Genomic DNA, 24,453 nt, shown 5'->3' on the forward strand with positions numbered 1-24,453 from the left:
GTGACGCGGCTCAGCGCGCGGCGTCGTCCTCGGACGACTCGCCACGGGCGGCGGCCTCCTCGGCGTCGAGCGCCTCGTTCGCCTCTTCGCGATAGCGCACCCGGCGCACGCGGCGCAGCATGTCGAGCACGAGCAGCACGACGGCGAGGACGAGCAGCGCGACGACGCCGAAGCCGAGCGGACCGGGCGTGACGAGGTCCGGGTCGACCGTGGGGGTCGGGGTGGGCGTGACCGCCTGCGCGACGATCCAGCCGAGTCCGTGCATTCTGTCCTCATCTTCCCGACGTAGCCTGGAGTACCAGCCTACGTTCCCCCTCCCCCGGAGATCCCCGTGACCACCAAGGCCCAGCTCGACGAGCGATACGGCCGCACGCGCGGCGGCCGCAGGGCGGGCCGGCTGATCGTGGGCGCGCTCGCGGCGGCGGCCGTCGGCTGGCTCGTGTGGACCACGGTGGCCTCGACCATCGACGACGTGAGCGTGGACGACCTCGGCTTCGAGGTGACCGGCGAGCACGCCGTCGACGTGTCGTTCCAGTTCACCGCTCCCCCGGGCCGCGACGTCGTGTGTGTGCTCGAGGCGCTCGACGAGGACTTCGGCGTGGTGGGCTGGAAGGTGTTCGCGTACCCGGCGGCCGAGCGGCACGCGCAGCAGCACAGGGAGACCGTGCCGACCGTCGCCGAGGCCACGACCGGTTTGGTGAACTCCTGCCGCGTGTCGTAGGCTGACGCACCAGAACCTCTGACGCCCCGGCCGGTGCCGGGGCGTCTTTCACATCCTGCTACGAAGGGATAGAGCCGTGTCGAACGACACCACGTTCCTCACTCAGGAGGCCTACGACCGCCTCGCCGCCGAGCTCGAGCACCTCAGCACGGTGGGCCGCGAGGAGATCGCCAAGCGCATCGAGGCCGCCCGCGAGGAGGGCGACCTTCGCGAGAACGGCGGCTACCACGCCGCCAAGGACGAGCAGGGCAAGCAGGAGGCCCGCATCCGCACGCTGCAGGCGCTCCTCAAGGACGCCGTCGTCGGAGAGGCGCCGCAGTCGGACGGCACCGTCCAGTCCGGCACCGTCGTGACGGCGCTGATCCTGGGCGACGAGGAGCGGTTCCTGCTGGGCAGCCGCGAGATCGCCGGCGGCACCGACCTCGACGTCTACAGCGAGAAGAGCCCCCTGGGCGCCGCGATCCTCGGCCTCAAGGAGGGCGACAAGACGTCCTACGAGGCCCCGAACGGCAAGCAGATCCCGGTCGAGATCGTCAAGGTCGACACCTTCCTGGGCTGACCCGCCCCGCGTCGCCGGATTGCGGTGGTCGCTTCATCTCCGCGGCCTGCGGCCGCTCCGTTCAGCAACCGATCACTGTGCGAGCGAAGCGAGCGTGCGGCCGCCAATGCGGCCGCCCCCGCGGCGCGAAGCGCCGCCTCGTCCGCGCGGGAGCGCCGGCGCGAGCACGCGAGCGGCACGGCGAAGCCGTGCCCGAGCGCGCGCAGACTCGAAAAAGCTAGTCTTCGATCAGCTCCGGGCGGAAGCCGGCGTCGCGCAGCGCCTGGAGCACGAGCTCGCGGTGCTCGGTGCCGCGCAGCTCGACCGACACCTGCAGGTTGACCTCGCTGATCTGCAGCCCCTGGCCGTGGCGCGTGTGCAGCACCTCGATGACGTTGCCGCCCGCCTCGGCGATCACCTGCGAGACCTGCACGAGCTGGCCGGGGCGGTCGGGCAGCGGCACGCGCACGGTCATGTAGCGGCCCGACGCGGCCAGGCCGTGCGCGATCACCCGCTGCATGAGCAGCGGATCGATGTTCCCGCCGGTCAGCACCGCGACGGTGTGGCCCTGCGCGCGCACCTTGCCGGCCATGATGGCCGCGACGCCGACGGCCCCCGCCGGCTCCACGACGACCTTGGCGCGCTCGAGCAGGGCCAGCAGGGCGCGGGCGATGTCGTCGTCGCTGACGGTGACGACCTCGTCCACGAGCTCCCGGATGATCTCGAAGGGCACGTCGCCGGGGCGCGCGACGAGGATGCCGTCGGCGATCGTCGGCCGCGTCTCCACCGCGACCGGGCGGCCGGCCGCGAGGGACTCCGGCACGGGGGCGGCGCTCTCGGACTGCACGCCGACGATCCGCACCGTGCGCCCGGCGGCCGCCGCGCGGGCCTTCGCGGCCGCCGCGACGCCCGCGATCAGGCCTCCCCCGCCGATCCCCAGCACGATCGTCTCGACGTCGGGCGCCTCGTCCATCACCTCGAGGCCGAGCGTGGCCTGCCCCGTGACGATGTCCCGGTGGTCGAAGGGGTGGATGAGCACGGCGCCGGTGCGCTCGGCGTGCTCGGCGGCGAGGCGCAGCGGCTCGGTGACCGTCTCGCCCCTCAGCACGACCTCGGCGCCGTAGCCGCGGGTGGCCAGCAACTTGGGCACGGGCACACCGAGCGGCATGTAGATCGTGGCGTGGATGCCCAGCTCGCGCGCGGCCAGGGCCACGCCCTGCGCGTGGTTGCCGGCTGAGGCGGCGACGACCCCGCGGGCGCGCTCCTCGGGCGTGAGGCGCGAGAGCCGGTAGGTGGCGCCGCGCACCTTGAACGATCCCGTCCGCTGCAGGTTCTCGAGCTTGAGGCTCACGGGGTGGCCGAGCACCTCGGTCAGGTGCTGCGAGGGCTGCAGCGGCGTGCGCTCGATGACACCGGCGAGGCTCGCCGCGGCGGCCTCGATCTCGGCGAGCCCGGGCGTCGCGGACGTCCCCCGGGTCTGCTCGGCCATGGTCATGCCCGACTCCCTTTGTCGCCGGCCGGCGGCGCCGGCTCCGCCTCGTCGTCGGGGGCGTCGGCCTTCGGGCCGTCGTCCTTGGTCCCGTCGCCGCGGACCGATCTGGGCACGGTGCTCCAGATCACATCCGCGTCGGGCGGCGCGCCGGTGCGCCACGATCCGCTCGCCAGGGTGACGGCGACGACGTTCACGAACGCCGCCACGGGCACCGCGAACAGCGCTCCCGCGATGCCGCCGATCATCGATCCGCCCGCCACGACGAGCACGACGGCGAGCGGGTGCACCTTGACGGCCGACCCCATCAGCAGCGGCTGCAGCAGGTGGCTCTCGACCTGCTGCACGAGCAGCACGACCGCGAGCATCGCCACGGCGATCCAGATGCCGTTGTAGGCGAGCGCGATCACGACCGCGATGGCCCCCGTGACGATCGCGCCGACGAAGGGCACGAACGCGCCGAGGAACACGAGCACCCCGATGGGGATCGCCAGCGGCACGCCGAGCAGCACGGCGCCGATGCCGATGCCGACCGCGTCGATCGTGGCGACGATGATCTGCGTGCGCGCGTAGTTGATGAGGGTGCGCCAGCCGTTGCGGGCCGAGGCGTCGACCGCGGGGCGCGAGGAGCGCGGGAACAGCCGCAGCGTCCAGCGCCAGATCGAGGCGCCGTCGGCGAGCAGGCAGATGAGGATGAACAGGGCCAGCAGCAGCCCCGCACCGAGGTGGCCGACGGTGGTGCCGACGGTCAGCGCGCCGCTGAGCAGCGTCTCGGCCTGCTCGCTGAGGAAGCGGGAGCCGGTGTCGAATGCGTCGCTGATCTGGCGCTCCGTCAGCAGCCCGCTCGAGATCGCCCAGTCGCGCAGATCGACGATGCCCTGCGCGGCGCGGTCGCGCACCTCCCCCGCCTCGCGGCTCACCTGCCACACGACGAGCCAGATGAGGCCGATGACGATCGCGAGGGTGCCGAGCACCGAGACGACGATCGCGAGCACGCGCGGGACGCGCAGTCGCAGCATGAGCGTGAACCCCGGGGACAGCAGCGCCGTGATGAGGATGGCGACGAGCATCGGGATGACGAGCAGCTTGAACTGGATGACCAGCCAGACGCCCACGCCCACGGCCGCGGCGATGATCAGGAGCCGCCACGCATAGGCCGTCGCGACGCGCAGTCCCGTCGGGACCTCCACGCCGTCGACGCCCGACCGGCTCGGCGCGGCCGCCCGCGGTCGCAGGAAGTCCCAGAACCCCCGGTTCGAATCGAGCGAGGGGCGGTTCTCGTCGCTCATCTGGCCAAGTCTAGGACCACGCCGTATGCCCGCACCGTGATGCGCGGGCTCAGCCGTCGAGGAAGTCGGCCATCAGGGGGCCGGCCGTGCTCGCCCCGCCCTCGCCCCGCTCCACGAACACCGCGACGGCGAGGTCGCCGTGGAACGCGATCATCCACGCGTGGCTCGCGAGGTCGCCGTTCTCGTCGGGCTCGCCGAACTCCGCCGTGCCGGTCTTGGCTCCCACGCCCGCGCCCAGCCCCGCGAGGGCGCTTCCCGAGCCCTCGGTGACGACGGCCTGCATGAGGCCCCGCAGCGTCTCGGCCTCCTCGGCGGTGAGCGAGGACTCCGCCTGCTCGCCGGGGGCGACGAGGTACGGCGACACGGTGCGCCCCGCGGCGACCGAGGCGGCGACCGTCGCCATGCCGAGCGGCGTCTCGGTGACGATGCCCTGGCCGATCATGTTGGCCGCGTGCTGGGTCTGGGAGTCGGTGTCGTCCGGCCCCACGACGCCCAGGGAGGCCGCGGCGTCGCGCAGATCGGCGTCGGTCACGCGGTCGTTCAGGCCGACGAACGCCGTGTTGCAGGAGTTCGCCACGGCGGCGCGCAGGGTGATGCCGCCCAGCGCGGAGGCGGGGTACTCGCCGTAGTTGTGGAACGTGTAGCCGTCGACCGTGACCTCATCCGCGCACGCCACGGCGTCGTCCGGCGCCATTCCGGACCGCAGCAGGGCGAGCGTCGTCACGACCTTGAACGTGGAGCCCGGCGCGTACCGGCCGCTCGTCGCGGCGTCGAAGCCGCCGTTGCCCGGGCCGTTCGCGGCGGCCAGGATCTCGCCCGTGGACGGCCGGATCGCCACGAGCGCGCTCGCGGGCTCGACGCCCGCCAGCACCGCCTCGGCCCGCTGCTGCAGCGCGATGTCGAGCGTGGTCTGCAGCGGCTCGCCGTCCTCCGCCGGCCACTCGGCGAGCACGCGCGGATCCTCGTCCTCCTCGCCCGTCGACGCCGTGATGGTGACGGCCGGGGTGCCGCGCAGGCGGTCGTTGTACTCGGCCTGCAGCCCCGACAGCCCGGTCTGCTCCCCGGGGGCGATCGCGCCCTCGGAGTTCTCGACGATCTCGGCCGTCGCCTCGCCGACCGTGCCGAGGATCTCGCGGGCGAACGTGCGGGTCGGCGCAAGCTGCATGGTCGTCTCGATGGCGCTCGCGCCGGGGATCTCGGCGAAGTCCGCCGGAACCCGCGTCGCCGCGTCCTCGGGGCGCAGCACGATCGCCTCGACGAAGGCGAGCTCGCCCATCGCCGCGGCCCGCGCCGCGAACTCGTCGGCGTCGACCTGCAGCGCCGCGGCGATGTCGCGCGCGCTCTGGTCGACCTGGCCCGCGTCGATCCAGCTCTTGTCGAGGCCGTACCGCGTGACGGGCCGCTCCGTGACGATGGGCTCGCCGCCCGCGCCCACGATCGGCGCGCGCGGCGGATAGGCCCGTTCGACGCCGACCGTCTCGCCCTCCTCCAGGCCGTCGGCGACGAGCGCGGGCGACCACGGAAGGGCCCATTCGCCCGTCTCGCCGTCGCGGGTGAGCTCGAGCGTCTGCTCGTACGTCCACTCCCGCCCGTCGATGTCCCACGTCCACTCCGCCGGCACGGTCGCGACGTCCCCGTCGCGCTCGACCTCGCCGAGAGCGACGTCCAGCTCGTACCCGGCGAGCGGCTCGACGAGCGATGCGAAGTCGTCGCCGCCCGTCGCGCTCGCGGGCAGCTCGTGCCGCTCGAGGGCGGACTCGACGGCGGTGAGGGCCTCGTCGAGACCGTCGTCGCCCGGCGCGCAGCCGACGAGCCCGAGGGTCGTGAGGAGGACGAGGGCGGAGGCGGCGGGGATCCGAGACATCGCGGCCAGTATGGCAGGCCCCTCCGACGCGCCGGGCGCGACCGGGCCGATGCTCCGCCGCGCCGCCGACCGCGCGGCGTCTCGGGACGGATCGTCGGGAGGCATGTCGGAGCCCCGCAGTAGCGTGGAGCGATGACGACCACGCGGATCGAGACCCTCAGCGCGGCCCAGGCGCGGCGCATCGCCCTGGGCGCGCAGGGCTTCGGCGGCGCGCGGCCCGCCGCCGCGGGGCCCGCGCGGCTGCACTCGGCGATGGAGCGGATGGGCGCGCTGCAGATCGACTCGGTGAACGTGTTCGCGCGCTCGCACTACATGCCGCACTTCGCGCGCCTCGGCGCCTACGATCGCGACGCCCTCGACCGGATGCTCTTCGGGCGCCGCGCCCGCTACGTGGAGTACGTGGCGCACGAGGCGGCGCTCGTGCCCGCGGCGGACTGGTCGCTGTGGCGGTTCCGCATGGACGCCTTCCGCGCGCGCTACGACGACTGGGCGCGCGCGCACGCGCCGACGCTCGACCGCCTGCGCGCCGAGCTCATCGAACGCGGTGCGGTCCGGCCGGCCGACCTCCACGACGAGCCGCCCCGCGCGCCGCGCGGCCCCTGGTGGGACTGGGACGACGTCAAGCGGGGGCTCGAGCTGATGTGGCGCTTCGGCGAGGTCGCGATCGCGGGCCGGCGCGGATTCGAGCGCAGCTATGCCCTGGCCGAGCGCGTGATCCCCGCCGACGCGCTCGCCCGCGAGGTGCCGCGCGCGGAGGCGATCCGCGAGCTCGTGCGCCGCGCCGCCCGCGCGCACGGCATCGCCACCGCGCCCGACATCGCCGACTACTACCGCCTGAAGGCGCGCGACGTCGCCCCCGCCATCGCCGATCTCGCCGACGCGGGCGAGCTGCTTCCCGTGCGCGTGGCGGGCTGGGATCGCGGCGGCAGGCCGCTGCCCGCCTGGCTGCACCGCGACGCCGCCGTGCCCCGCCGCGTCGACCGCGTCGCGCTGCTCACGCCGTTCGACCCCGTGGTGTGGTTCCGCGACCGCGCCCTGCGGATGTTCGGCTTCGACTACCGGATCGAGATCTACGTGCCGGCGCACAAGCGGCGCTTCGGCTACTACTCCCTGCCGGTGCTCGTGGGCGACCGCCTGGCGGCGCGCGTCGACCTCAAGGCCGACCGCGCGGGTTCGACCCTGCTCGTGCAGTCCGCCTGGTGGGAGCGGGACGCCCCGGCCGACGCGGCCGAGCGGATCGCCGCGGAGCTGCAGCGCGCGGCGGCGTGGCAGGGCCTCGAACGGGTCTCGGTCTCGGGGTGGGGCGACGCGGCGCACGACATCGCCGACGCGCTGCCCGGCGCCGAGCGCCACGACCACCCGCGCGCGCCGCTGGCGCCGGCGATCCCGCTGCCGCGCGCGGAGCAGACGGAGCGGGCGTCGTGACGGCCCCCGGCGACGCGGCCGCGGCGCCGGGACGCGCGCGCCGCACGCGGGCCGTGCTCGTCGCCGCCGTGGTCGTGGCGCTGCTCGCCGGCGGGATCGGCGCGTGGTGGATCGCCTCGCGCGGATCGGACCCCCGCGACACGGCGGAGCGCTACCTCACGGCGCTCGTCCGGGGCGATGCCGAGGCGCTCGACGCCGTGACCGATGCGGACGACGACGCGCTCGCGCTGTTCGCACGGGCCCGCGCCCACGTCTCGGACGCCGCCCTCGGCGCCGTCGAGACCGACGGCGACCGCGCCGAGCTGCACGCCGAGGTCACGCTCGACGGCGAGCCGCGCGAGGTCGCCGTGCCCATGGCGCGCGCCGGTGATACGTGGATCGTGCGAGCGACCACTGCCCTCACCGTGACGCCGTCCCGCGGCGACGCCTTCGCCATCGGCGACCGCACGTTCGCGGCCGACGACACCCCGATCCTGCTGCCCGGCGTGTACGAGGTGACCCCGCTGCCGGCCGAGATCCTCGACGGCGCGGCCCGCGTCGCGATCCTGCCCGGCCAGGAGTCTGCCGACGTCGAGCTCGATGCGACCGTCGCCGAGGGCGCGACCGAGATCGTGCAGGAGCGGCTCGAGGGGCACGCCGAGCGCTGCGCGGCGGCGACCGACGCCGTCCCGGCCGCGTGCGGGATCGTCGTCCCCTGGGCGGCCGATCTGCGCGAGCTCGAGCGGATCGCGTTCACGATCGAGCGCTTGCCCCGGGCGTCGCTGGATGCCGACGCGGGCACGTTCCAGGCCACGGGCGGCGCGCTCGTCGCGGAGGCCTCCGGCGTCGCGCACGACGGCTCGGCGCAGAGCTTCACGTATCGCACCGACGATTGGACGATGCGCGGAACGCTCACCTTCCGCGACGCGCAGCTGATCCTGTCGATGTTCTGAGTCCGTCGCACGGCGTAACACGAATCGGGCGGCCGGCATCGCGGCGATAGCGTCGGAGCGTCCGCATCCCGGCCGTCACGCACTCGGAGTCCACCATGCCGTTCCCCCGCCTGCTCCCCTCGCTCGCCGCCGCCGTCGTCGTCGCGCTCGCGCTGACGGGTTGCGGCGCCGCCGCCCCCGCCGACCAGCCGGAGGACGAGAAGACGACGCTCCGGTTCGGCTTCAACCCTGGCCCCTACCGCGAGATGTTCGAGCAGGGCATCCAGCCGATCCTCGAGGAGGACGGCTACACCGTGGAGATCAGCGAGTTCACCGACGGGATCATCACGAACGTCGCGCTCGCGGACGGCGAGGTCGACGCGATCATCATGCAGCACCCGGTGTTCCAGGAGTCGGTCAATGAGCAGGAGGGGCTGCACAACGCCTCCCTCGTCCAGGTGCCGGGGCCGCCGATGGCGCTGTTCGGCGGCCAGAGCGACGCCCTGGACGATGTCGAGCCCGGCGCGACCGTCGCGGTGCCGAACCAGCCCTCGAACATGTACCGCGCCTTCCAGGTGCTCGCCGATGTCGGCTGGATCGAGCTCAGCGACTCGATCGATCCGGCGACCGCCTCCCCGGCAGACATCTCCGAGAACGTCGCCGGCATCGAGATCGTCGCGATCGAGAACGCGCAGCAGGTCGCGTCGCTGTCCGACGTGGACTACTCGGTGATCCAGGGCAACTTCGTCGTCTCGGGCGGACTGGACCTGACCGACGCCCTCGCGCTCGAGGAGCTGACGGACGAGTTCTCCGTGGTCGTGACCGTGGACGAGCCGAACCTCGAGACCGCGTGGGCGAAGGACATCAAGGCCGCCTACGAGTCGGAGGAGTTCGCCGCATACATCGCCGGCGACCCGCAGTACGCCGGTTACAACATCCCCGACGCGCTGGAGGACTGAGCGCCGGTGACCGACACAGCCTCCACCTCGCCCGAGGTCGCGGCCCTCGTCGAGTTCGAGCGCGTCTCGCGCGTCTTCCCCGGGCGCCGTGGCGCGCGGGTCACCGCCCTCGACGAGGTGACGCTGCGGGTGCCGCGCGGGAGCATCTTCGGCGTCATCGGCCACAGCGGCGCCGGCAAGTCCACGCTCGTGCGCCTCGTCAACGCGCTCGAGCGCCCCACATCGGGCGTCGTGCGCCTCGACGGGGTGGATCTGACCGCGCTCGACGGCCGCGAGCTCCGCGCGATGCAGAAGCGCACCGGCATGGTGTTCCAGCAGTTCCACCTGCTCGAGACGATCACCGTGCGCGAGAACGTCGCCCTCCCCCTTCGCCTGGACGGCGTGCCCGCAGGCCAGGCCCGCACGCGCGCCGACGAGGCCCTCGCCTTCGTCGGGCTCGCCGCGAAGGCCGACGCCCACCCCGGTGATCTCTCGGGCGGCCAGAAGCAGCGGGTCGGGATCGCGCGGGCGATCGTGCGCAATCCCGAGATCCTGCTCTGCGACGAGGCCACGAGCGCGCTCGACCCGACGACGACGGAGCAGATCCTCGGGCTGCTGCGCCGCATCAACCGCGAGTACGGCACGACGATCCTCGTCATCACCCACGAGATGGACGTCATCAAGGATCTCTGCCACGAGGTGGCGGTGATGGAGGCCGGTCGGGTCGTGGAACAGGGGTCTGTGCTCGACGTGTTCGTGCGCCCCCGCAGCGCCACCACGTCGGCGTTCGTCGAGTCGGTCGTGCCGCAGACGCTGCCGGCGCGCGTCGTCGAGCGGATCGGCGGCGACCATCTCTGGCGACTGCTCCTGCTGGACGAGCAGGTCACGGCGCCGATCGTTGCCACGCTGATCGCGGAGATCGGCGTGGGCGTGAACATCCTGCACGCCGACATGACCGAGATCCAGCAGCACACCGTCGGCCAGCTCATCATCCAGCTGGACGGCGATCCCTCCCGGATCCGGCGGGCGCGGCAGTACCTCGAGGATGCGGTGCTCACGGTGACGGAGGTGCGTGCGGCATGAGCGCGCCCTTCACCCTGATCACGACGGAGCAGTTCTTCTCCGAGCTGGTCATGACGCTGTACATGGTGGGCGTGTCGCTCGCCATCGGCGCGGCGCTCGGCATCGTCATCGGCACGATGCTCGCGGTCACCCGTCCCGGCGGCATCCTGCCGAATCGCCCGCTGTTCCTCGTGCTGGGCACGTTCGTGAACCTGGTGCGCTCGCTGCCGTTCATCATCCTGCTCGTCGCGATCCTGCCGTTCACCCGCTTCGTCGTCGGATCGTCCATCGGTCCGGAGGCGGCGATCGTGCCGCTGGTCGTCATGATCGCGCCGTACATCGGCCGCCTCGTCGAGAACTCGATGCTCGAGGTGCCCGGCGGCATCATCGAGGCGGCGCGGTCGATGGGCGCCACCCCATGGCAGATCTTCCGCCGCTTCCTGCTGCCGGAGGCGCGGGGATCGCTGATCCTCGCGCTCACCACGGCGACGATCGGCCTCATCGACGCATCGGCGATGGCCGGCACCGTCGGGGCGGGCGGCATCGGCGATCTCGCGATCTCGTACGGCTACCAGCGCTTCGACGGATTCGCCATGCTCGTGACCGTGATCGCACTCATCGTCATCGTGCAGCTCGTGCAGGCGGCGGGCAACGCGCTCGCCCGCCGGGTGCGGAGGCGCTGAGGTGGCCGTCTTCCGCGCCGCGCAGCGGGTCGCGTCGCTGCCGCCCGGCTTCTTCGGCGAGATGGATCGGCGCATCGCGCAGGCACGCGCCCGCGGCGTCGACGTCATCGACCTGTCCAAGGGCAACCCCGACCTGCCCACGCCGCCGGCGATCGTGCGGGCGATGCAGCGCGCGGTCGCCGACCCGGTGCACCACCGCTACCCCGCCGCCACGCCGCTGCCCTCGCTCGCGCGGGCCATCGCCGCCGCGTACGCCCGCGACCACGGCGTCACGGTGGATCCCGAGGCCGAGGTGGCGGCGTTCCACGGTTCGCACGAGGCGCTGCTGGCCGCCTTCCAGGGCCTCGTCGACCCGGGGGCCACCGTGGTGCTGCCCGACCCGGGGTACCCGGCCTACCGCTCGCTCGCCGCGCTGGCCGGTGCGGGCATCGCCGAGTTGCGGCTCGACCCCGCTCGCGGGTACCGGCCGGACGCGCGCGGTTTCGCGGGCGCGGACGAGGCGGCGCTCGTCGTGCTGAACTCGCCGCACAATCCCACGGGAGCACTGGTGGACGCCGCCGAGGTCGGGGAGGTGCTCGCGCTCGCGGAGCGTCTGGGCGCTGCGCTCGTCCACGATTTCGCGTACTCCTCGCTCGGCTTCTCGGGCCGGCCGCTGTCGGCGCTCGCCGTCGACGCGTCCGGGGAGCGCACGGTCGAGATCTCCACGCTCTCGAAGACGTACAGCATGGCGGGCTGGCGCCTCGGCTTCGCGGCCGGGAACGCGTCGCTGATCGCCGCGATGCGGCGCTACCAGAGCCATGCGCTCAGCACGATCTTCGGGGCGACGCAGGAGGCGGCGGCCGCCGCGCTGTCCGGCGACCAGAACGCGGCCGAGGCGCTCGTCGAGGTCTACCGCGCGCGCCGCGATGCCGTCGTCGCGGCGCTGCGCGAGTCGGGGTGGCGCGTCGACGCCCCCGGCGGCACCTTCTTCGTGTGGCTGGCGGTCCCCGGCGACGACGGGGCCTTCGCCGCCCGCCTGCTCGAGGAGCACGGCGTCGCGGTCGCGCCGGGCAGCGGCTTCGGCCCCGGCGGTGCCGGGCACGTGCGCATCGGGCTCGTGCACGACGAGGCGACGCTGCGCACGGCCATCGCGCGCTTCCCCGCACCGGAGGCGTCGGCGTGAGCGGCCTGCGCCATCCCGGCCCCGGCGTCGTCGCGAGCGGCGAGGGCGCGCTCGATGCGCTGCCCCGCGTCCTCGACCGGATCGGGGCGCGACGGGTGCTCTCGGTGCACGGCAGGCGTGCCCGGCGCGCCGTCGCTGCGCACCTGCCCGCGCTCGACCCCGTCGAGACCGTGGACGCGGCATTCGGCGGAGAGTGCAGCCCCGCCGAGATCGCGCGCCTGGGAACGCTCGCCCGCGACGCGGACGCGGTGCTCGGCATCGGCGGCGGGAAGGCGCTGGACACCGCGAAGGCGGTCGCGGTCGAGGCCGGCGTCCCGGTCGTCCTCGTGCCGACGCTGGCGAGCACCTGCTCGGCGTGGTCGCGCGTGAGCGTGTTCTACGACGACGACCACCGCCATCTGGGCCACGCGGAGCACGAGACGCCGACCCATGCGCTCCTCATCGAGCCTCGTGCGGTGTTCGACTCCCCGCCCGAGTTCTTCGTGTCGGGCATCGCCGACACGCTCGCGAAGTGGTTCGAGGTGCGGCCCCTGCTCGAGCGCGGCGACGCCTCCGTGCTCACCGCGATCGGCCGCGATGCCGCGCGGCGCTGCCGGGACGCGGTCCTCGTGCACGGCGTCACCGCCGTGCACGACATGAGGGCGGGCCGGCTCAGCGACGCGTGGCGCGACGTCATGGAGGCCGCGATCGTGTCGGCCGGGATCGTCGGAGCGTTCGCGGGGCCCCACGGGCGCGCGACGGCGGCGCACCCCGTCTCGGACGGGCTGAGCGCCGTCGACGGCACCCGCGACCTGCTCCACGGCGTCAAGGTCGCGTACGGGATCCTCGTGCAGCTCGCACTCGAGGCGCACTGGAACGACATCGACGCCCTCGCCGGGCTCTATGCCGACCTGGGGCTGCCGCGCTCGCTGGCCGACCTCGGCATCGACGCCGGCGACCGCGCGTCGCTGCACGCCATCGCCGCCGTGGCGGCGGACGAGCGCTCGTCGCTGCACCTGCTCCGGTCCGGGCTGCGAGCCTCGGACGTGGTCGAGGCGATGTCCGCGCTCGAACGACATCAGCTCCCGCTGCCCCGCGTCGCCCTCACGGCGGCGCCCGTTCCATCCCTCTGATCGAATCCACCACCGAAGGAGAAACCCATGGCCGACGTCGAGAGCTTCCAGCTGGATCACACCGCCGTCCTCGCGCCGTATGTGCGGCTCATCGCCGTCGAGCGCGGGCCCCGCGGCGACGCGATCTCGAACTTCGATCTGCGCTTCGTGCAGCCCAACCAGGGCGAGATCCCGACGGCCGGGCTCCACACCATCGAGCACCTGCTGGCGAGCCTGCTGCGCGACCGGATGGACGGCGTCATCGACTGCTCGCCGTTCGGCTGCCGCACCGGCTTCCACCTGATCGTGTGGGGCGAGCGCACGCTGGAGGAGATCACGCCGGTCGTCGCCGACAGCCTGCGCGCGATCGCCGAGGACGTCACCTGGGACGACGTGCCGGGGGTGAGCGCGGTCGAGTGCGGCAACTACCGCGACCACAGCCTGCACAGCGCCCGCGAGTGGGCGGCCCACATCGTGGCGCAGGGGATCAGCACGGACCCGTTCCGCCGGGTGGTCGCGTGACCTTCCCCGAGCTGCGCGGCCGGGTGGTGCTCGTCACCGGCGGCGCGAGCGGCATCGGAGAGGCGACCGTCGCGGCCTTCGCCGCCGAGGGAGCGACGGTGGTGAGCGCCGACGTCGCCCACGCCTCCGCGACGCCGACGGTCGCGCCGGACGGCGGCTGGCAGATCCGCCTCGACGTGGCCGATGAGCCCGCCGTCGACGCGGCCGTCTCGGCGATCCGCGACCGGGTCGGGCCGGTGGACGTGCTCGTCCACGCGGCCGGCACATCGACGATGGCGTACACGACCGAGACGACCCTGCCCGACTGGAACCGCAACCTCGAGGTGAACGCCACCGGCTCGTTCCTCGTCGCCCGCGCGGTGGCGCGGCAGCTCGTCGCGACGGGGCGGCAGGGCCGGCTCGTCCTCATCGCGTCGCAGGCGGGGAAGAACGGCTACCGGGGCATGAGCGGCTACGTCGCGTCGAAGCACGCCGTGCTCGGCCTCGTGCGGACGATGGCGGTCGAGCTCGCGCCGCGCGGGATCCTCGTGAACGCCATCTGCCCTGGCATCATCGAGACCCCGATGAAGCACCGGGAGCGCGAGGAGGGAGCCGTCGTGCGCGGGATGACGGCCGCCGAGATCGAGGCCGAGGACAACGCGCAGGTGCCGCTCGGGCGGACCGGTCAGCCGTCCGACGTCGCCGGCGTCGCGCTGTTCCTCGCGAGCCGACTCTCGTCGTACATGACCGGCCAGGGCATCAACGTCACGGGCGGCATGACGATGCACTGAATCCCCGATGCAGCTTGTTCAGAACTGCAGGGTGTCGATTGGCAAGTGCAGTTCTTTCAGAACTGCACGCGCGGCGGCTCGGCGATGGCGGCGCCGTCGACCACCTCGAAGAACTCCCGCTCGTGGAAACCGAGCTGGCGGGCGAAGAGGTTGTTGGGGAAGACCTTGATCTTCGTGTTCAGCTCGCGCACGCCGCCGTTGTAGAAGCGGCGCGACGCCTGGATCTTGTCCTCGGTGTCGACGAGCGACTGCTGCAGCTGCAGGTAGTTCTGGCTCGCCTGCAGCTGCGGGTACGCCTCGGCGACGGCGAACAGGCTCTTGAGCGCCTGCTCCATGTGGCCCTCGGCCACACCCGCGGCGCGCGGCGTGGTCGCCTGCAGCGTCTCGGCCCGCGCGCGCGTGACGTTCTCGAACACCGCCTTCTCGTGGGCCGCGTATCCCTTCACCGTCTCGATGAGGTTCGGGATCAGATCCGCCCGACGCTTGAGCTGCACGGTGATGTCGCTCCACGCCTCGTCCACCCGGACGTTCAGCTGCACGAGCGAGTTGTACGTCGCCCACAGGTAGATGCCGACGATCACCGCAATGGCCACGATGATCCCGACCGGAATCAGCAACTCCATGGAGAACCCCCTGTTCGCGACCCCATCCTAGAGGCCGCCCATCCGCGCCGGCAGGGAATCCCCCGGATCCCGCCCGCGCCGGTTCGGGTAGCGTCATGGCGTGACCGCCGCACTCTCGTTCCGCGCCGCCGTCCCCGCCGATGTGCCCGCCACCGTCGCGCTCGTCCAGCGCGCCTACCGTGGCGAGGCCAGCCGCGCCGGATGGACGACCGAGGCCGACCTGCTCGACGGGCAGCGCACGGACGCCGAGCAGGTGCACGCGCTGCTGAGCACGGCCGGCTCCGTCGTGCTGCTGGCCGAGCGTGACGGAGCGCTCGCGGGCTGCTGCCACCTCGAGCGCCGCGAGGGCCACGCGTACTTCGGCATGTTCGCCGTCGACCCCACCGCGCAGGGCGGCGGGATCGGCGGGACGCTGCTGGCCGAGGCCGAGCGCAGGGCGCGCGAGGAATGGGATCTTCCCGAGCAGCGGATGACCGTGATCACGGCACGCCCCGACCTCATCGCCTGGTACGAGCGCCGCGGCTACCGCCGCACCGGCGCGCGCAGCCCGTTCCCATACGGCGACGAGCGCTTCGGCATCCCGCGCCGCGACGACCTCGAGTTCGAGACGCTCGCCAAGTCGCTCGTCGTCACGCCCGCGCCGGATCGAGCGCCAGCCCGCTCGTGAACACGCGGCGTTCGCCCGTGAAGGGATCGTCGAACGTGAGGCGCTGGGCGAGCAACTGCAGCGCGTGGCGGAAGTCGTACGGGTCGGGACCGAGGTCCTCGGGGTAGACCGGATCGCCGAGGAGCGGCAGTCCGAGGCCGTTCATGTGCACGCGCAGCTGGTGGGTCTTGCCCGTGTGCGGCCGCAGCACGAACTCCCCGGCCCAGCGGCCGGCGTGCGCGAAGGTGCGCACGAGCCGCATGGTCGTGTGCGCGTTCGGCTCGCCGGGGATCACCCGTACCGGCCGCTCCCCGTCGACCTTGAGCAGCCGGCTGCGCACATCGCGGTCCTCGCCGGTCTCGAGCCCGAGCGGCAGCGGGTCGCCGGGCGACCACCCCGGCGGCAGCCACGCGAGCGCGCGGTACGTCTTGTCGATCTCGCGCCGCTGGAACAGCACCTGGTACGCGCCGCGGGTGCGGGGCCGCCGCGACAGCACGAGCAGCCCCGCCGTGACCCGGTCGAGGCGGTGGATGGCGACGAGCTCGTCCTCGCCGCGGGCCGCGCGCAGCCGCGTCACGACGCACTCGCGCACGAAGACGCCGTTCGGCGTGGAGGCGAGGAAGTGCGGCTTGTCCACGACGAGCAGGTCGTCGTCCTCGTGCACGATGCGCACCTCGAACGGCACGCGGTCCTCATACGGGATCGGCTTGTGGAACCAGTAGAAGCCGCCGGGCTCCACGGGGTCGTCGAGGCCGACGGCCGCGCCGCGCGCGTCGACGAGCGAGCCCTCCCGCACGAAGTACTCGGGCTCCAGCGGGCTCGCGCCGAAGGCCTGCTCGCGCCCCATCGTCTTCGGGATCACGGTGCCCGCCAGCCACTCGCGCACGGTGGCCGGCACGGGCAGGTGCGCCGCGGCGTGCGTCTCGCGCCCGCCCGGGGCCCGCAGCCGTGCGGCGGAGATGCCCTCGCGCGGCGGCAGTACGCCGGTCCTTCCCGATGACCTCACGAGCATCGGAGTCTACGCGGGCCCGCGTGGGCGAACCCGGGGCGTCCGATCAGAACCGGGCGAGGATGTCGGCGACGCCCTCGCGGAAGCGCGGGCACGTCGAGATGTCGTGCGCGGTGCACCGGAAGGCGTGCTCGGTCATCTCGCGCGAGCGCCTCATCTCCTCCATGCGGCGGTCCAGATCCGCCAGGTGCGCCTGCAGCACCTCGTGGCGGCCGTGGCCGTCGCCCTCCAGCAGCACGGCGATCTGCTCGAGGCTCATGCCGGCGGCCTTGCTGCGCAGGATGATCGCGATGCGCGCCACGTCGTCCTCGCCGTAGCGCCGCCGTCCGGCGGTGTCGCGCCGCGGCCGCAGCAGGCCGACGGACTCCCAGTGGCGCAGCACGTGCGTGGGCAGCTCGAACCTCGAGGCCACCTCGCCGACCGCCCAGCGCGCGCCCCGATCCTCCGCATTTGACTTCATGTTGACATGAAGTCACACACTGGCTCACGACGCAAGTCCGACGGACGGAAGGATCGACATGTACGACGTGATCGTGATCGGGGCGGGGCCCGCGGGCCTGCAGGCGGCCCTCACCCTGGGGCGGATGCACCGCACCGTGCTGCTGCTCGACTCGGGCGAGTACCGCAACGGGACGGTCGCCCACATGCACAACGTCGTAACCCACGACGGCACGCCGCCCGCGGAGTTCCGCGCCGCCGCCCGCGCCCAGCTCGCGGCCTACCCCGGCGTCGAGCTGCGCGAGACCCCCGCGACGGACGTCTCCGGCGCCGTGGGCGAGTTCGCCGTGTCGCTCGCGGACGGCTCGGCGGCCACCGCGCGCCGCGTGATCCTGGCCACGGGCGTGGCCGACGAGCTGCCCGACGTGCCCGGGCTGGCGGAGCTGTGGGGGCGGCGCGCCTTCGCGTGCCCGTTCTGCGACGGCCACGAGCACGCCGGCCGGCCGATCGCGCTGCTGGGCACCGCCCGGGCGGCCCACCTCGTCGGGCTGCTGGGCCGGATCGCCGAGAGCATCACGGTCTTCCCCATCGGCGAGTCGGCGACCGAGGACGAGCACCGGGCGCTCGAGGACGCCGGCGCCCGCGTCCACCCCGGCCCGGCGATCGCTGTGCGGGAGGAGGGCGACGGCGTGCGCGTCGACACCGCCGAGGGCGGGACCGTCGTGGCCGGCGTGTTCATCGCGGCGGGCGGGATGCGCCAGCGGGCGCCCTTCGCGGAGCGGCTCGGGCTGCGCACGCTCTCCTCGGGAGCCATCGAGATCGACGAGTTCGGCCGCACCTCGCTGCCGGGAGTCTCGGCCGCGGGCGACCTCGCGCACCGGGCCACCCTCCCGGGCCCCCGTCGCATCGGTCGTCATGGCCGCGGCCGCGGGACAGATGGCGGCGGCCGGCATCGTCCAGGAGCTGACGGCGCACTGAGCCGGGGGCGCCCGCCGGCGTCACACCATGCGCGCGGAGACGGCGGTCACGATGGGAATGACGATCGCTCCGACCGCGAGCGGGAGCACGAGCGCGATCCACTCGAAGTCGGCAAGCGTATCGCCGCCGAGAACGCAGGATCAGGCCGGCCGGGCGCCGTCGCGCCGCGCGGCCCGCTTGCGCGGGTCGAGCACGCGCAGGGCGACGTGCACGAGCGGGCCGATCAGGATCGCGAAGAGCACCGTGCCGATCCCGACCGTGCCGCCCAGCAGCCAGCCGAGCGCGAGCACGGTGAGCTCGACCGTCGCCCGCCCGCGCCAGTGCGGCCAGCCGAGGCGCTGGTGCAGCCCTGTCATGAGGCCGTCGCGGGGGCCAGGGCCCAGGTGCGCGCCGATGTGGATGCCGCTGCCCACGGCGACCACGACGATGCCGCCGAGCAGGGCGAGCAGCTGCAGCGCAAGGTGATCGGGCCGCGGCACGAGGTCGACCGTCACCTGCATCACGGTGCCGACGAGCAGCACGTTCAGCACCGTGCCGATGCCCGGGCGCTGGCGCAGGGGGATCCACAGCAGCAGCACGAGCGCGCCCAGCAGGTTGGCGACCCAGCCGATCCCGATGCCCGTGCGGCGCGCGAGGCCGTCGGCGAGCACGGTCCACGGGTCCAGGCCCAGGCCCGCGATCACCGTGAGCCCCACGCCGATGCCGAACACCGCGAGGCCCACGACCAGGCGCAGGGTGCGCAGGGCGAGCGAGACGGATCGGGGGCGTGCGGCGAGGGTCATGCCCCCAGTCCAGCGCATCGGCCGCCGAGGCGCGCGGTCCAATCCCGGGTCCGTGGCCGCGGGGCACTCGCGGCTCAGACGAGCGCGTCGACGAGCGTCGACGCGGCCGGCGCGTCGCGGGATGCGGCGACCTCGCCCCACGCCTCCGCGAGAAGCGCGGCGGCGCGGACGAGCGTGGCGGGCGCGCCCGTGAACGGCACGCGCAGGTGCCTCTCCAGCCCGCCGCCCACCGAGAAGCGCGGTCCGGCGCTCAGGAGCACGCCGCGCCGGCGCGCGGCGAGCACGAGCGCCGAGCTGCGGGCGGCGCCGAGGCCCACCCAGAGCGCGACGCCGCCGGCGACGTCCGGCACCTGCCAGCCCTCGACGCGGCGCAGCTCGGCGGTGAGGGCATCGCGCCCCGCCCGCAGCTGCGCCCGGCGCTGCGCGATGATCTCCGGCATCATGCCCACCAGCCGCTCCGCGACCGCCTGCTCCACCTCGGGGGTGCCGAGATCCGCCGCGGGCCGCGCCACCGCCAGCCGCTGGATCGTCGCCCGGTCCGCGCGGACCCAGCCCACGCGGATCCCGCCCCACACCGTCTTGCCGAGCGAGCCGAGCGTGACGATGCCGGGGGCGTCACCCACGTCGGCGGCGAACGGCGTGGCGGGCGCACCGCCCGAGATGTCGAGCTCCGCGGTGGTCTCGTCGACGATCAGCACGGTGCCCGTCGAGGCCGCCGCGTCCGCGAGCGCGTGCCGCTGCGCGACCGGCATCGACGCGCCCGTCGGGTTCTGGAAGTCGGGCATCAGGTAGGCCGCGACCGGCGACGCCCGCCGCAGCGCGTGCTCCGCGCGGTCGAGGTCCCACCCCTCCCCCGGCGCCACCGGCACGCCGACCAGCCGCGCGCCGGCCCGGCGGAACGCCGCGGCCGCGTGCGGGTACGTGGGGGTCTCGGTGAGCACGCGGTCGCCGCGCGACACGAGCAGCGAGGCGCACAGGGCGATGGCGCTCTGGGCGCCGTTGGTCACCATGATCTGGGCGGGATCGGTGGGCAGACCGCGCTCCGCGTAGCGCCGGGCGATCGCCTCGCGCAGGCTCGGCGAGCCGAGCATCTCGTAGCCGTGACCGCTGAACAGCCCCGCGCCCCGGCCGACGACCTCCGCGTACACCGAGGGGAGGCCGGGCCAGGGGGCCGGGCTCGCCTGGCGCAGGTCGAGCACGTCGCCGGCGCCGCCGAGCGGCGTCACGTCGCGCGTGCCGACGGGCAGCGTCTCGCTTCCCGAGCCGCGCACGCTGCGGATGTGGCCGCTCTCGCGCAGGCTGCGGTACGCGGCGGCGACCGTGGTGCGGCTCACACCGAGACGCGCGGCGAGCTCGCGCTCCGCCGGCAGCGACGTGCGCGGCGCGATCCGGTCGTCGAGGCACAGCACCCGCACCGCCTCCGCCAGCGCCTCGTACGCCGGCTCCCGCGTGCGCCACGCGCCGAGCTTCTCGACGAGGGCCCGGGCCGACAGCCGCGAGTCCACCATCCGGGCACCGTACCGCATTGGACTGATCCGAGAGGTTCAATCGCGCGAGGGGCCTCGCCTAGCGGCGGAGGACGCGGATCGTCAACCCCTTGGTCCGCATCGACGACGCCGGTAGGTTCTTCTGGCCCTTTCGCACCGGCGCGCGGCCCTGCGCTTCCCGTACCGAGTGGCCGCGCCTCGGCATCACAGCACCGCGCCCGCTGCGGGCGACGCATCGGAACGAGGAACACGCTTCATGACCAACGATGTCCGGCACGTCACGCACGTGCTGTACCCGAACACGACCGACGACGACCACGGCCCGTGGGAGAACCCCGAGGCGGCGGATGAGATCTCGCGCCTGCTCGACGAGGGCTTCCGCATCGTCGACACGAGCGTCGCGCCGCTCACGTCGCCCTGGGTCCGCGCCGCCCAGCTCGTCTCCGCCACGCGGCTCGTGCTCGTGACGACGCTCGTCCGCACGGCCTGAGCGCCGACCCGTCCCCCCGCTGGGATTCGAACCCAGACTGGGCCGAGTTTAAGTCGGCTGCCTCTGCCGGTTGGGCTACAGGGGGACGCCTTCGCCGGAACGACGAAGGGCGCCCATCCACGTTAGGGGATGGGCGCCCTTTCGTCGTGCGGCGGCTACTCCGCGGAGACCTTCTCGGCCGGCTTCTCGCCGGCGGGAGCCTCGGCCTGCTTCTCCTCCGCCGGAGCCGCGGCCGGAGCGTCGGCGGGCTTCTCGGCCGGGGCCGGTGCCTCCTCGGCCGGGGGCTTCGGGCGCGAGGCGAAGGCCTCGAAGAAGCCGCGCGGGTTGGTCAGCGCGCTCAGCTGCACCTGGTCGCGGCCCAGGAAGAAGTTGTGCCACCAGCCCCACAGCACGCGCCACTTGCGCTCCCACGTGGGCATCGCGAGGCCGTGGTAGCCGCGGTGCGCGACCCAGGCGAAGAAGCCCTTGATGGCGATCTTGCCCGACTGGAACACGCCGTCGTACAGGCCGAGGCCCGCGACCGCGCCGAGGTTCTTGTGGTAGTAGTCCACGGGCTGCTCGCCGCGCAGAACCGCGACGAGGTTCTTGGCGAGGCGCTTGGCCTGGCGCACGGCGTGCTGCGCGTTCGGCACGCACGTGCCGTCGGGCAGGCCGCCGGTCTTGTCGGGCACGGCGGCGACGTCGCCCGCGGCCCACGCGCCCTCGACCACGTTCTTGTCGGCGTCGACCACGCGCAGGTCTGCCTGCGTCGTGATGCGGCCGCGCGGCTCGGTCGGCAGGTCGCTGCCGCGCACCACCTGCGGGTTGGCCATGACGCCGGCCGTCCAGATGATGAGGTCGGTCGGGTACTCCTCGCCCGTGTTGGTCTTCACGACGCCGTCCGTGGCGTCGGCGACCTGCGTGTCGAGGTGGACGTACGCGCCCTTCTTGGCGAGGTCCTTGAGCACCCACTCGGACGTCTCGAGCGAGACCTCCGGCATGATGCGGCCCATCGCCTCGATGAGGTGGAACTGCGTCTCCTCGAACGAGATCTCGGGGAACTTCTCGAGCAGCGCCGAGGCCGCCGAGCGCAGCTCGGCGAACGTCTCGATGCCGGCGAAGCCGCCGCCGACCACGACGACCGTGAGCAGTCGCTTGCGCAGCTCGCTCTCCTTCGGCAGCGCCGCGGCCTTCTCGAAGTTGGAGATCATGCGGTCGCGCACGGCCGCCGCCTCCTCGATCGACTTCATGCCGATCGCGTTGTCGGCGATGCCGGGGATCGGGAAGGTGCGCGACACCGAGCCCGCCGTGACGACCACGTGGTCGTAGTCCAGCTCGTACGGCTCGCCGCCCTCGGGCGTGATGGTCGCGGTCTTGTTCGCGTGGTCGATGCCCGTGACCTTCGCGTTCACGATCTTCGTGCGCTTGAGGTGGCGCCGGTGCGAGACGACCGCGTGGCGTGGCTCGATGGATCCGGCGGCGACCTCCGGCAGGAACGGCAGGTAGGTCATGTAGGGAAGCGGGTCGACCATGACGACCTCGGCCTCTCCCTTGCGAAGGTGCTTCTCGAGCTTCCACGCGGTGTAGAAACCGGCGTATCCGCCGCCGACGATCAGGATCCTGGGCACGACTTCACGAACTCCTTGACTGTGGATTGCCGGGCAGGCGCCGGGGCGCCGTTCGAATGCGTCGGATGACAGCGACGAGACCGAGCGTTATCAGGATACTAGCCGCGCTGGCCGCGGCGAGCGGCAGCGTGCCCTCGCGAAGGGACGCCTCCGACGGCAGCCACGGCGAACCGGCCGCGCTCGGCGCCTCGGCCGGCGGCAGCGGCGGGATCGACACCTCGACCTCCTCCGGCACCGGCGCGGGCTCCGTGTCCCCCCGCCGGTAGAGGCGGATCCACTCCGCCAGCTCGACGTCGACGAGCGGGTTGTCGGCCACGGCCGGCACGCTCGCCGACACGGCCTCGGCGGCGTCGACGAGGCCGTAGCCGTACTCGGGGTCGGGCACGCTCGTGCCCGGTACCCGATCGGCCGTCGCGATGATCCTGTTGATGACGTTGTCCGCATCGAGCTCCGGATGGGCGGATCGCACCAGCGCGGCGATCCCCGCGACGATCGGCGCCGCGCCGCTCGTCCCGTCCCACCGCATCAGCTGGCCGTCCGGCGCGACGCCGAGCAGGCCCTCGCTGGGCGCGACGACGCCGATCGTGATCCCCTGCGTCGAGGCCTCGACGCTGGCCTTGCCCTCCTGGTCGACGCCGCCGACCGCGAGCACGCCGGGGATCGTGGCGGGCGCGCCGACCACGTCGGTGCCGCTGCCGCGGTTGCCCGCGGCGACGACGATCACGACATCGTTCTCGAACGCGTGCAGGAACGCGTCGTCCCACGACTCGTCCCACGTGAGGGTGTTCGTCGTCCACGACAGGTTGATGATGTCGGCGCCCTGATCGACGGCCCACGTGATCGCCTCGGGCACCTGATCGACGAAGGGCACGGCGGCCGACGCGCCGAACCCCACCGAGATGGACAGCAGCTCGGCCTCGGGGGCGACGCCGATGAACCCCGTGTCCGGCCCCGTTCCGCGGGCGGCCGCCATCGATCCGACCAGCGTGCCGTGGTTGCGGTCGCGGGCGCCGACCGGGGTGCGGCCGTCGGAGCTGCCGACGCCCGACACGTCCTTGCCGTCGACGACGACGCCGTTCAGCTCGGTCGGGCCGTTCGCGATGCCGGTGTCGATGACGGCGATGGTCGTGCCCGCGCCGCGCGTGGTCGCCCACGCGTCGGTGATGCCGTAGTCCTCCAGCCAGTACTCGGCCGCGCGCACCGGATCGGACGGGGTGGGCTCGGGACTGGGGGCGGGCGTGGGCGTCGCGGCGGCGCCCGTCACCAGCAGCACGGCCACGATCGCACCGGCGAGGGCGACCGGCACCCGCACGCGCGCTCGCCTAGCCGACATCCTCTGCCCCGTCCGCGTGCTCCCGCGCCGCGCCGGGGTGCGCGCACTCGCAGCGCTCGGGCGACCACGCCGACAGCGCCAGCGCCTCGTCACCGAGCGGGTTGACGCCCGGACCGGCGGCGAGCGCGTGCCCGACGAGGGCGTGCAGGCACTTCACGCGACGCGGCATGCCGCCCGCCGAGACGCCGGAGATCTCCGGCACGTCGCCGTACGGCGCGCGATCGGCCAGGTACGCCTCATGCGCGCGTGCGTATGCGGCGCGCAGTTCGTCGTCCTCCGCCAGCCGCTCGTTCATGCCGACCATGACCTGGTCGGCCTCGAGCCGCGACATCTCGGCCGTGGCGGCCGGATGCGTGAGGTAGTAGAACGTGGGGAACGGCGTCCCGTCCGGCAGCCGCGGCGCGGTCGCCACGACGGTGGGGTTGCCGCAGGCGCAGCGCGCGGCGACGCCCACGACGCCGCGTGCGGGCCGGCCGAGCTGGTCCGAGACCACCCGGAGATCGGCATCGCGGACCGGTTCGAAGGGCGGGGTCGTCACGTGGCCAGGCTATAAGGGCTTCGCTGGCAATCGGCAGACACGCCCCGTCGCGACCGG

The 24,453-nt window shown here is 73.6% G+C and carries 25 protein-coding genes, 1 tRNA gene and 1 pseudogene; 14 read left to right on the top strand and 13 right to left on the bottom strand.

Annotated elements, in window-relative coordinates; all coding sequences use genetic code 11:
* Window positions 1-10: 10 nt before the first annotated feature.
* On the bottom strand, window positions 11-265 hold the full coding sequence (locus ACYVJ0_RS11320) for a hypothetical protein (RefSeq protein ID WP_449853448.1): 255 nt from the start codon (window positions 263-265) through the stop codon (window positions 11-13).
* A gap of 66 nt (window positions 266-331) precedes the next feature.
* On the opposite strand from ACYVJ0_RS11320, the gene ACYVJ0_RS11325 reads away from it, so the two are divergent.
* Entirely contained in the window at window positions 332-721 is a 390-nt protein-coding gene (locus ACYVJ0_RS11325; RefSeq protein WP_460817907.1) for a DUF4307 domain-containing protein, read from the top strand.
* 76 nt (window positions 722-797) lie between these two features.
* Entirely contained in the window at window positions 798-1,280 is a 483-nt protein-coding gene (greA, locus tag ACYVJ0_RS11330) for a transcription elongation factor GreA (RefSeq protein WP_449853450.1), read from the top strand.
* Window positions 1,281-1,497: 217 nt separating this feature from the next.
* Here the strand turns inward: greA and ilvA are convergent, their stop codons facing one another.
* Genes ilvA through ACYVJ0_RS11345 form a run of 3 tightly spaced genes read right to left on the bottom strand, consistent with a single transcriptional unit; the run spans window position 1,498 to window position 5,901 of the window.
* Window positions 1,498-2,748 carry a threonine ammonia-lyase gene (ilvA, locus tag ACYVJ0_RS11335; protein ID WP_449853654.1) on the bottom strand — a complete coding sequence of 417 codons (1,251 nt, stop codon included), beginning with the start codon at window positions 2,746-2,748 and terminating at the stop codon, window positions 1,498-1,500.
* A gap of 2 nt (window positions 2,749-2,750) precedes the next feature.
* Complete coding sequence (locus ACYVJ0_RS11340; RefSeq protein WP_460817909.1) at window positions 2,751-4,037, bottom strand: AI-2E family transporter; 1,287 nt, start codon at window positions 4,035-4,037, stop codon at window positions 2,751-2,753.
* 49 nt (window positions 4,038-4,086) lie between these two features.
* A complete protein-coding gene (locus ACYVJ0_RS11345; RefSeq protein ID WP_460817910.1) occupies window positions 4,087-5,901 on the bottom strand; it encodes a penicillin-binding transpeptidase domain-containing protein in 1,815 nt (604 codons plus the stop codon).
* A gap of 132 nt (window positions 5,902-6,033) precedes the next feature.
* On the opposite strand from ACYVJ0_RS11345, the gene ACYVJ0_RS11350 reads away from it, so the two are divergent.
* The 9 genes from ACYVJ0_RS11350 (at window position 6,034) to ACYVJ0_RS11390 (ending at window position 14,465) form a co-directional block, all read left to right on the top strand.
* On the top strand, window positions 6,034-7,326 hold the full coding sequence (locus tag ACYVJ0_RS11350) for a winged helix-turn-helix domain-containing protein (protein ID WP_460817912.1): 1,293 nt from the start codon (window positions 6,034-6,036) through the stop codon (window positions 7,324-7,326).
* Entirely contained in the window at window positions 7,323-8,258 is a 936-nt protein-coding gene (locus ACYVJ0_RS11355; protein WP_460817913.1) for a hypothetical protein, read from the top strand. The genes ACYVJ0_RS11350 and ACYVJ0_RS11355 overlap by 4 nt, the downstream gene beginning before the upstream one ends.
* Window positions 8,259-8,353: 95 nt before the next feature.
* Window positions 8,354-9,196: a MetQ/NlpA family ABC transporter substrate-binding protein gene (locus ACYVJ0_RS11360; RefSeq protein WP_460817915.1), complete on the top strand. Its 843-nt coding sequence runs from the start codon at window positions 8,354-8,356 to the stop codon at window positions 9,194-9,196.
* Window positions 9,197-9,202: 6 nt separating this feature from the next.
* Window positions 9,203-10,258, top strand: coding sequence for a methionine ABC transporter ATP-binding protein (locus ACYVJ0_RS11365; RefSeq protein WP_460817917.1), 1,056 nt, complete (start codon window positions 9,203-9,205; stop codon window positions 10,256-10,258).
* Window positions 10,255-10,920, top strand: coding sequence for a methionine ABC transporter permease (locus ACYVJ0_RS11370; RefSeq protein WP_449853580.1), 666 nt, complete (start codon window positions 10,255-10,257; stop codon window positions 10,918-10,920). The genes ACYVJ0_RS11365 and ACYVJ0_RS11370 overlap by 4 nt, the downstream gene beginning before the upstream one ends.
* A 1-nt stretch (window position 10,921) precedes the next feature.
* Window positions 10,922-12,082, top strand: a complete 1,161-nt coding sequence (locus ACYVJ0_RS11375; RefSeq protein WP_460817918.1) for an aminotransferase class I/II-fold pyridoxal phosphate-dependent enzyme — start codon at window positions 10,922-10,924, stop codon at window positions 12,080-12,082.
* Window positions 12,079-13,194: an iron-containing alcohol dehydrogenase family protein gene (locus tag ACYVJ0_RS11380; RefSeq protein WP_460817920.1), complete on the top strand. Its 1,116-nt coding sequence runs from the start codon at window positions 12,079-12,081 to the stop codon at window positions 13,192-13,194. Before ACYVJ0_RS11375 ends, ACYVJ0_RS11380 begins: the two co-directional genes overlap by 4 nt.
* Window positions 13,195-13,221: 27 nt before the next feature.
* Window positions 13,222-13,695, top strand: coding sequence for an S-ribosylhomocysteine lyase (locus ACYVJ0_RS11385; RefSeq protein ID WP_449853583.1), 474 nt, complete (start codon window positions 13,222-13,224; stop codon window positions 13,693-13,695).
* A complete protein-coding gene (locus ACYVJ0_RS11390) occupies window positions 13,692-14,465 on the top strand; it encodes an SDR family NAD(P)-dependent oxidoreductase (RefSeq protein WP_449853584.1) in 774 nt (257 codons plus the stop codon). Before ACYVJ0_RS11385 ends, ACYVJ0_RS11390 begins: the two co-directional genes overlap by 4 nt.
* Window positions 14,466-14,521: 56 nt before the next feature.
* Here the strand turns inward: ACYVJ0_RS11390 and ACYVJ0_RS11395 are convergent, their stop codons facing one another.
* Complete coding sequence (locus ACYVJ0_RS11395) at window positions 14,522-15,088, bottom strand: LemA family protein (RefSeq protein WP_449853585.1); 567 nt, start codon at window positions 15,086-15,088, stop codon at window positions 14,522-14,524.
* 100 nt (window positions 15,089-15,188) lie between these two features.
* On the opposite strand from ACYVJ0_RS11395, the gene ACYVJ0_RS11400 reads away from it, so the two are divergent.
* A complete protein-coding gene (locus ACYVJ0_RS11400; protein WP_460817922.1) occupies window positions 15,189-15,755 on the top strand; it encodes a GNAT family N-acetyltransferase in 567 nt (188 codons plus the stop codon).
* Here ACYVJ0_RS11400 and ACYVJ0_RS11405 read toward each other — a convergent pair.
* The gene (locus tag ACYVJ0_RS11405) at window positions 15,718-16,746 is read right to left on the bottom strand and encodes a pseudouridine synthase (protein WP_460817924.1); all 1,029 of its coding nucleotides are present in this window, start codon (window positions 16,744-16,746) and stop codon (window positions 15,718-15,720) included. The genes ACYVJ0_RS11400 and ACYVJ0_RS11405 overlap by 38 nt on opposite strands.
* A 43-nt stretch (window positions 16,747-16,789) precedes the next feature.
* The gene (locus ACYVJ0_RS11410; RefSeq protein ID WP_449853588.1) at window positions 16,790-17,203 is read right to left on the bottom strand and encodes a MerR family transcriptional regulator; all 414 of its coding nucleotides are present in this window, start codon (window positions 17,201-17,203) and stop codon (window positions 16,790-16,792) included.
* A gap of 58 nt (window positions 17,204-17,261) precedes the next feature.
* Here ACYVJ0_RS11410 and ACYVJ0_RS11415 point away from each other — a divergent pair.
* Window positions 17,262-17,996, top strand: a pseudogene (locus tag ACYVJ0_RS11415) (NAD(P)/FAD-dependent oxidoreductase); the annotation flags it as partial.
* 303 nt (window positions 17,997-18,299) lie between these two features.
* On the opposite strand, the gene yczE reads toward ACYVJ0_RS11415, so the two are convergent.
* The gene (yczE, locus tag ACYVJ0_RS11420) at window positions 18,300-18,941 is read right to left on the bottom strand and encodes a membrane protein YczE (protein WP_460817926.1); all 642 of its coding nucleotides are present in this window, start codon (window positions 18,939-18,941) and stop codon (window positions 18,300-18,302) included.
* Window positions 18,942-19,015: 74 nt separating this feature from the next.
* A complete protein-coding gene (yczR, locus tag ACYVJ0_RS11425) occupies window positions 19,016-20,449 on the bottom strand; it encodes a MocR-like transcription factor YczR (protein ID WP_460817928.1) in 1,434 nt (477 codons plus the stop codon).
* Window positions 20,450-20,684: 235 nt separating this feature from the next.
* On the opposite strand from yczR, the gene ACYVJ0_RS11430 reads away from it, so the two are divergent.
* Window positions 20,685-20,918 carry a hypothetical protein gene (locus tag ACYVJ0_RS11430; RefSeq protein WP_449853592.1) on the top strand — a complete coding sequence of 78 codons (234 nt, stop codon included), beginning with the start codon at window positions 20,685-20,687 and terminating at the stop codon, window positions 20,916-20,918.
* An 11-nt stretch (window positions 20,919-20,929) separates the two neighbouring features.
* On the opposite strand, the gene ACYVJ0_RS11435 is transcribed toward ACYVJ0_RS11430, so the two are convergent.
* The 4 genes from ACYVJ0_RS11435 to ACYVJ0_RS11450 all read right to left on the bottom strand — a co-directional run bounded on the left by ACYVJ0_RS11435 (window position 20,930) and on the right by ACYVJ0_RS11450 (window position 24,396).
* Window positions 20,930-21,003, bottom strand: a tRNA-Leu gene (locus tag ACYVJ0_RS11435).
* A gap of 70 nt (window positions 21,004-21,073) precedes the next feature.
* Entirely contained in the window at window positions 21,074-22,525 is a 1,452-nt protein-coding gene (locus tag ACYVJ0_RS11440) for an NAD(P)/FAD-dependent oxidoreductase (protein WP_449853593.1), read from the bottom strand.
* A gap of 4 nt (window positions 22,526-22,529) precedes the next feature.
* Complete coding sequence (locus ACYVJ0_RS11445; protein WP_460817930.1) at window positions 22,530-23,858, bottom strand: S8 family serine peptidase; 1,329 nt, start codon at window positions 23,856-23,858, stop codon at window positions 22,530-22,532.
* Window positions 23,848-24,396 (bottom strand): DUF501 domain-containing protein, encoded by a 549-nt coding sequence (locus tag ACYVJ0_RS11450; RefSeq protein WP_460817932.1) that lies wholly within the window; start codon window positions 24,394-24,396, stop codon window positions 23,848-23,850. The genes ACYVJ0_RS11445 and ACYVJ0_RS11450 overlap by 11 nt, the downstream gene beginning before the upstream one ends.
* Between the last annotated feature and the right edge of the window lie 57 nt (window positions 24,397-24,453).

Source organism: Microbacterium petrolearium (assembly GCF_054782875.1).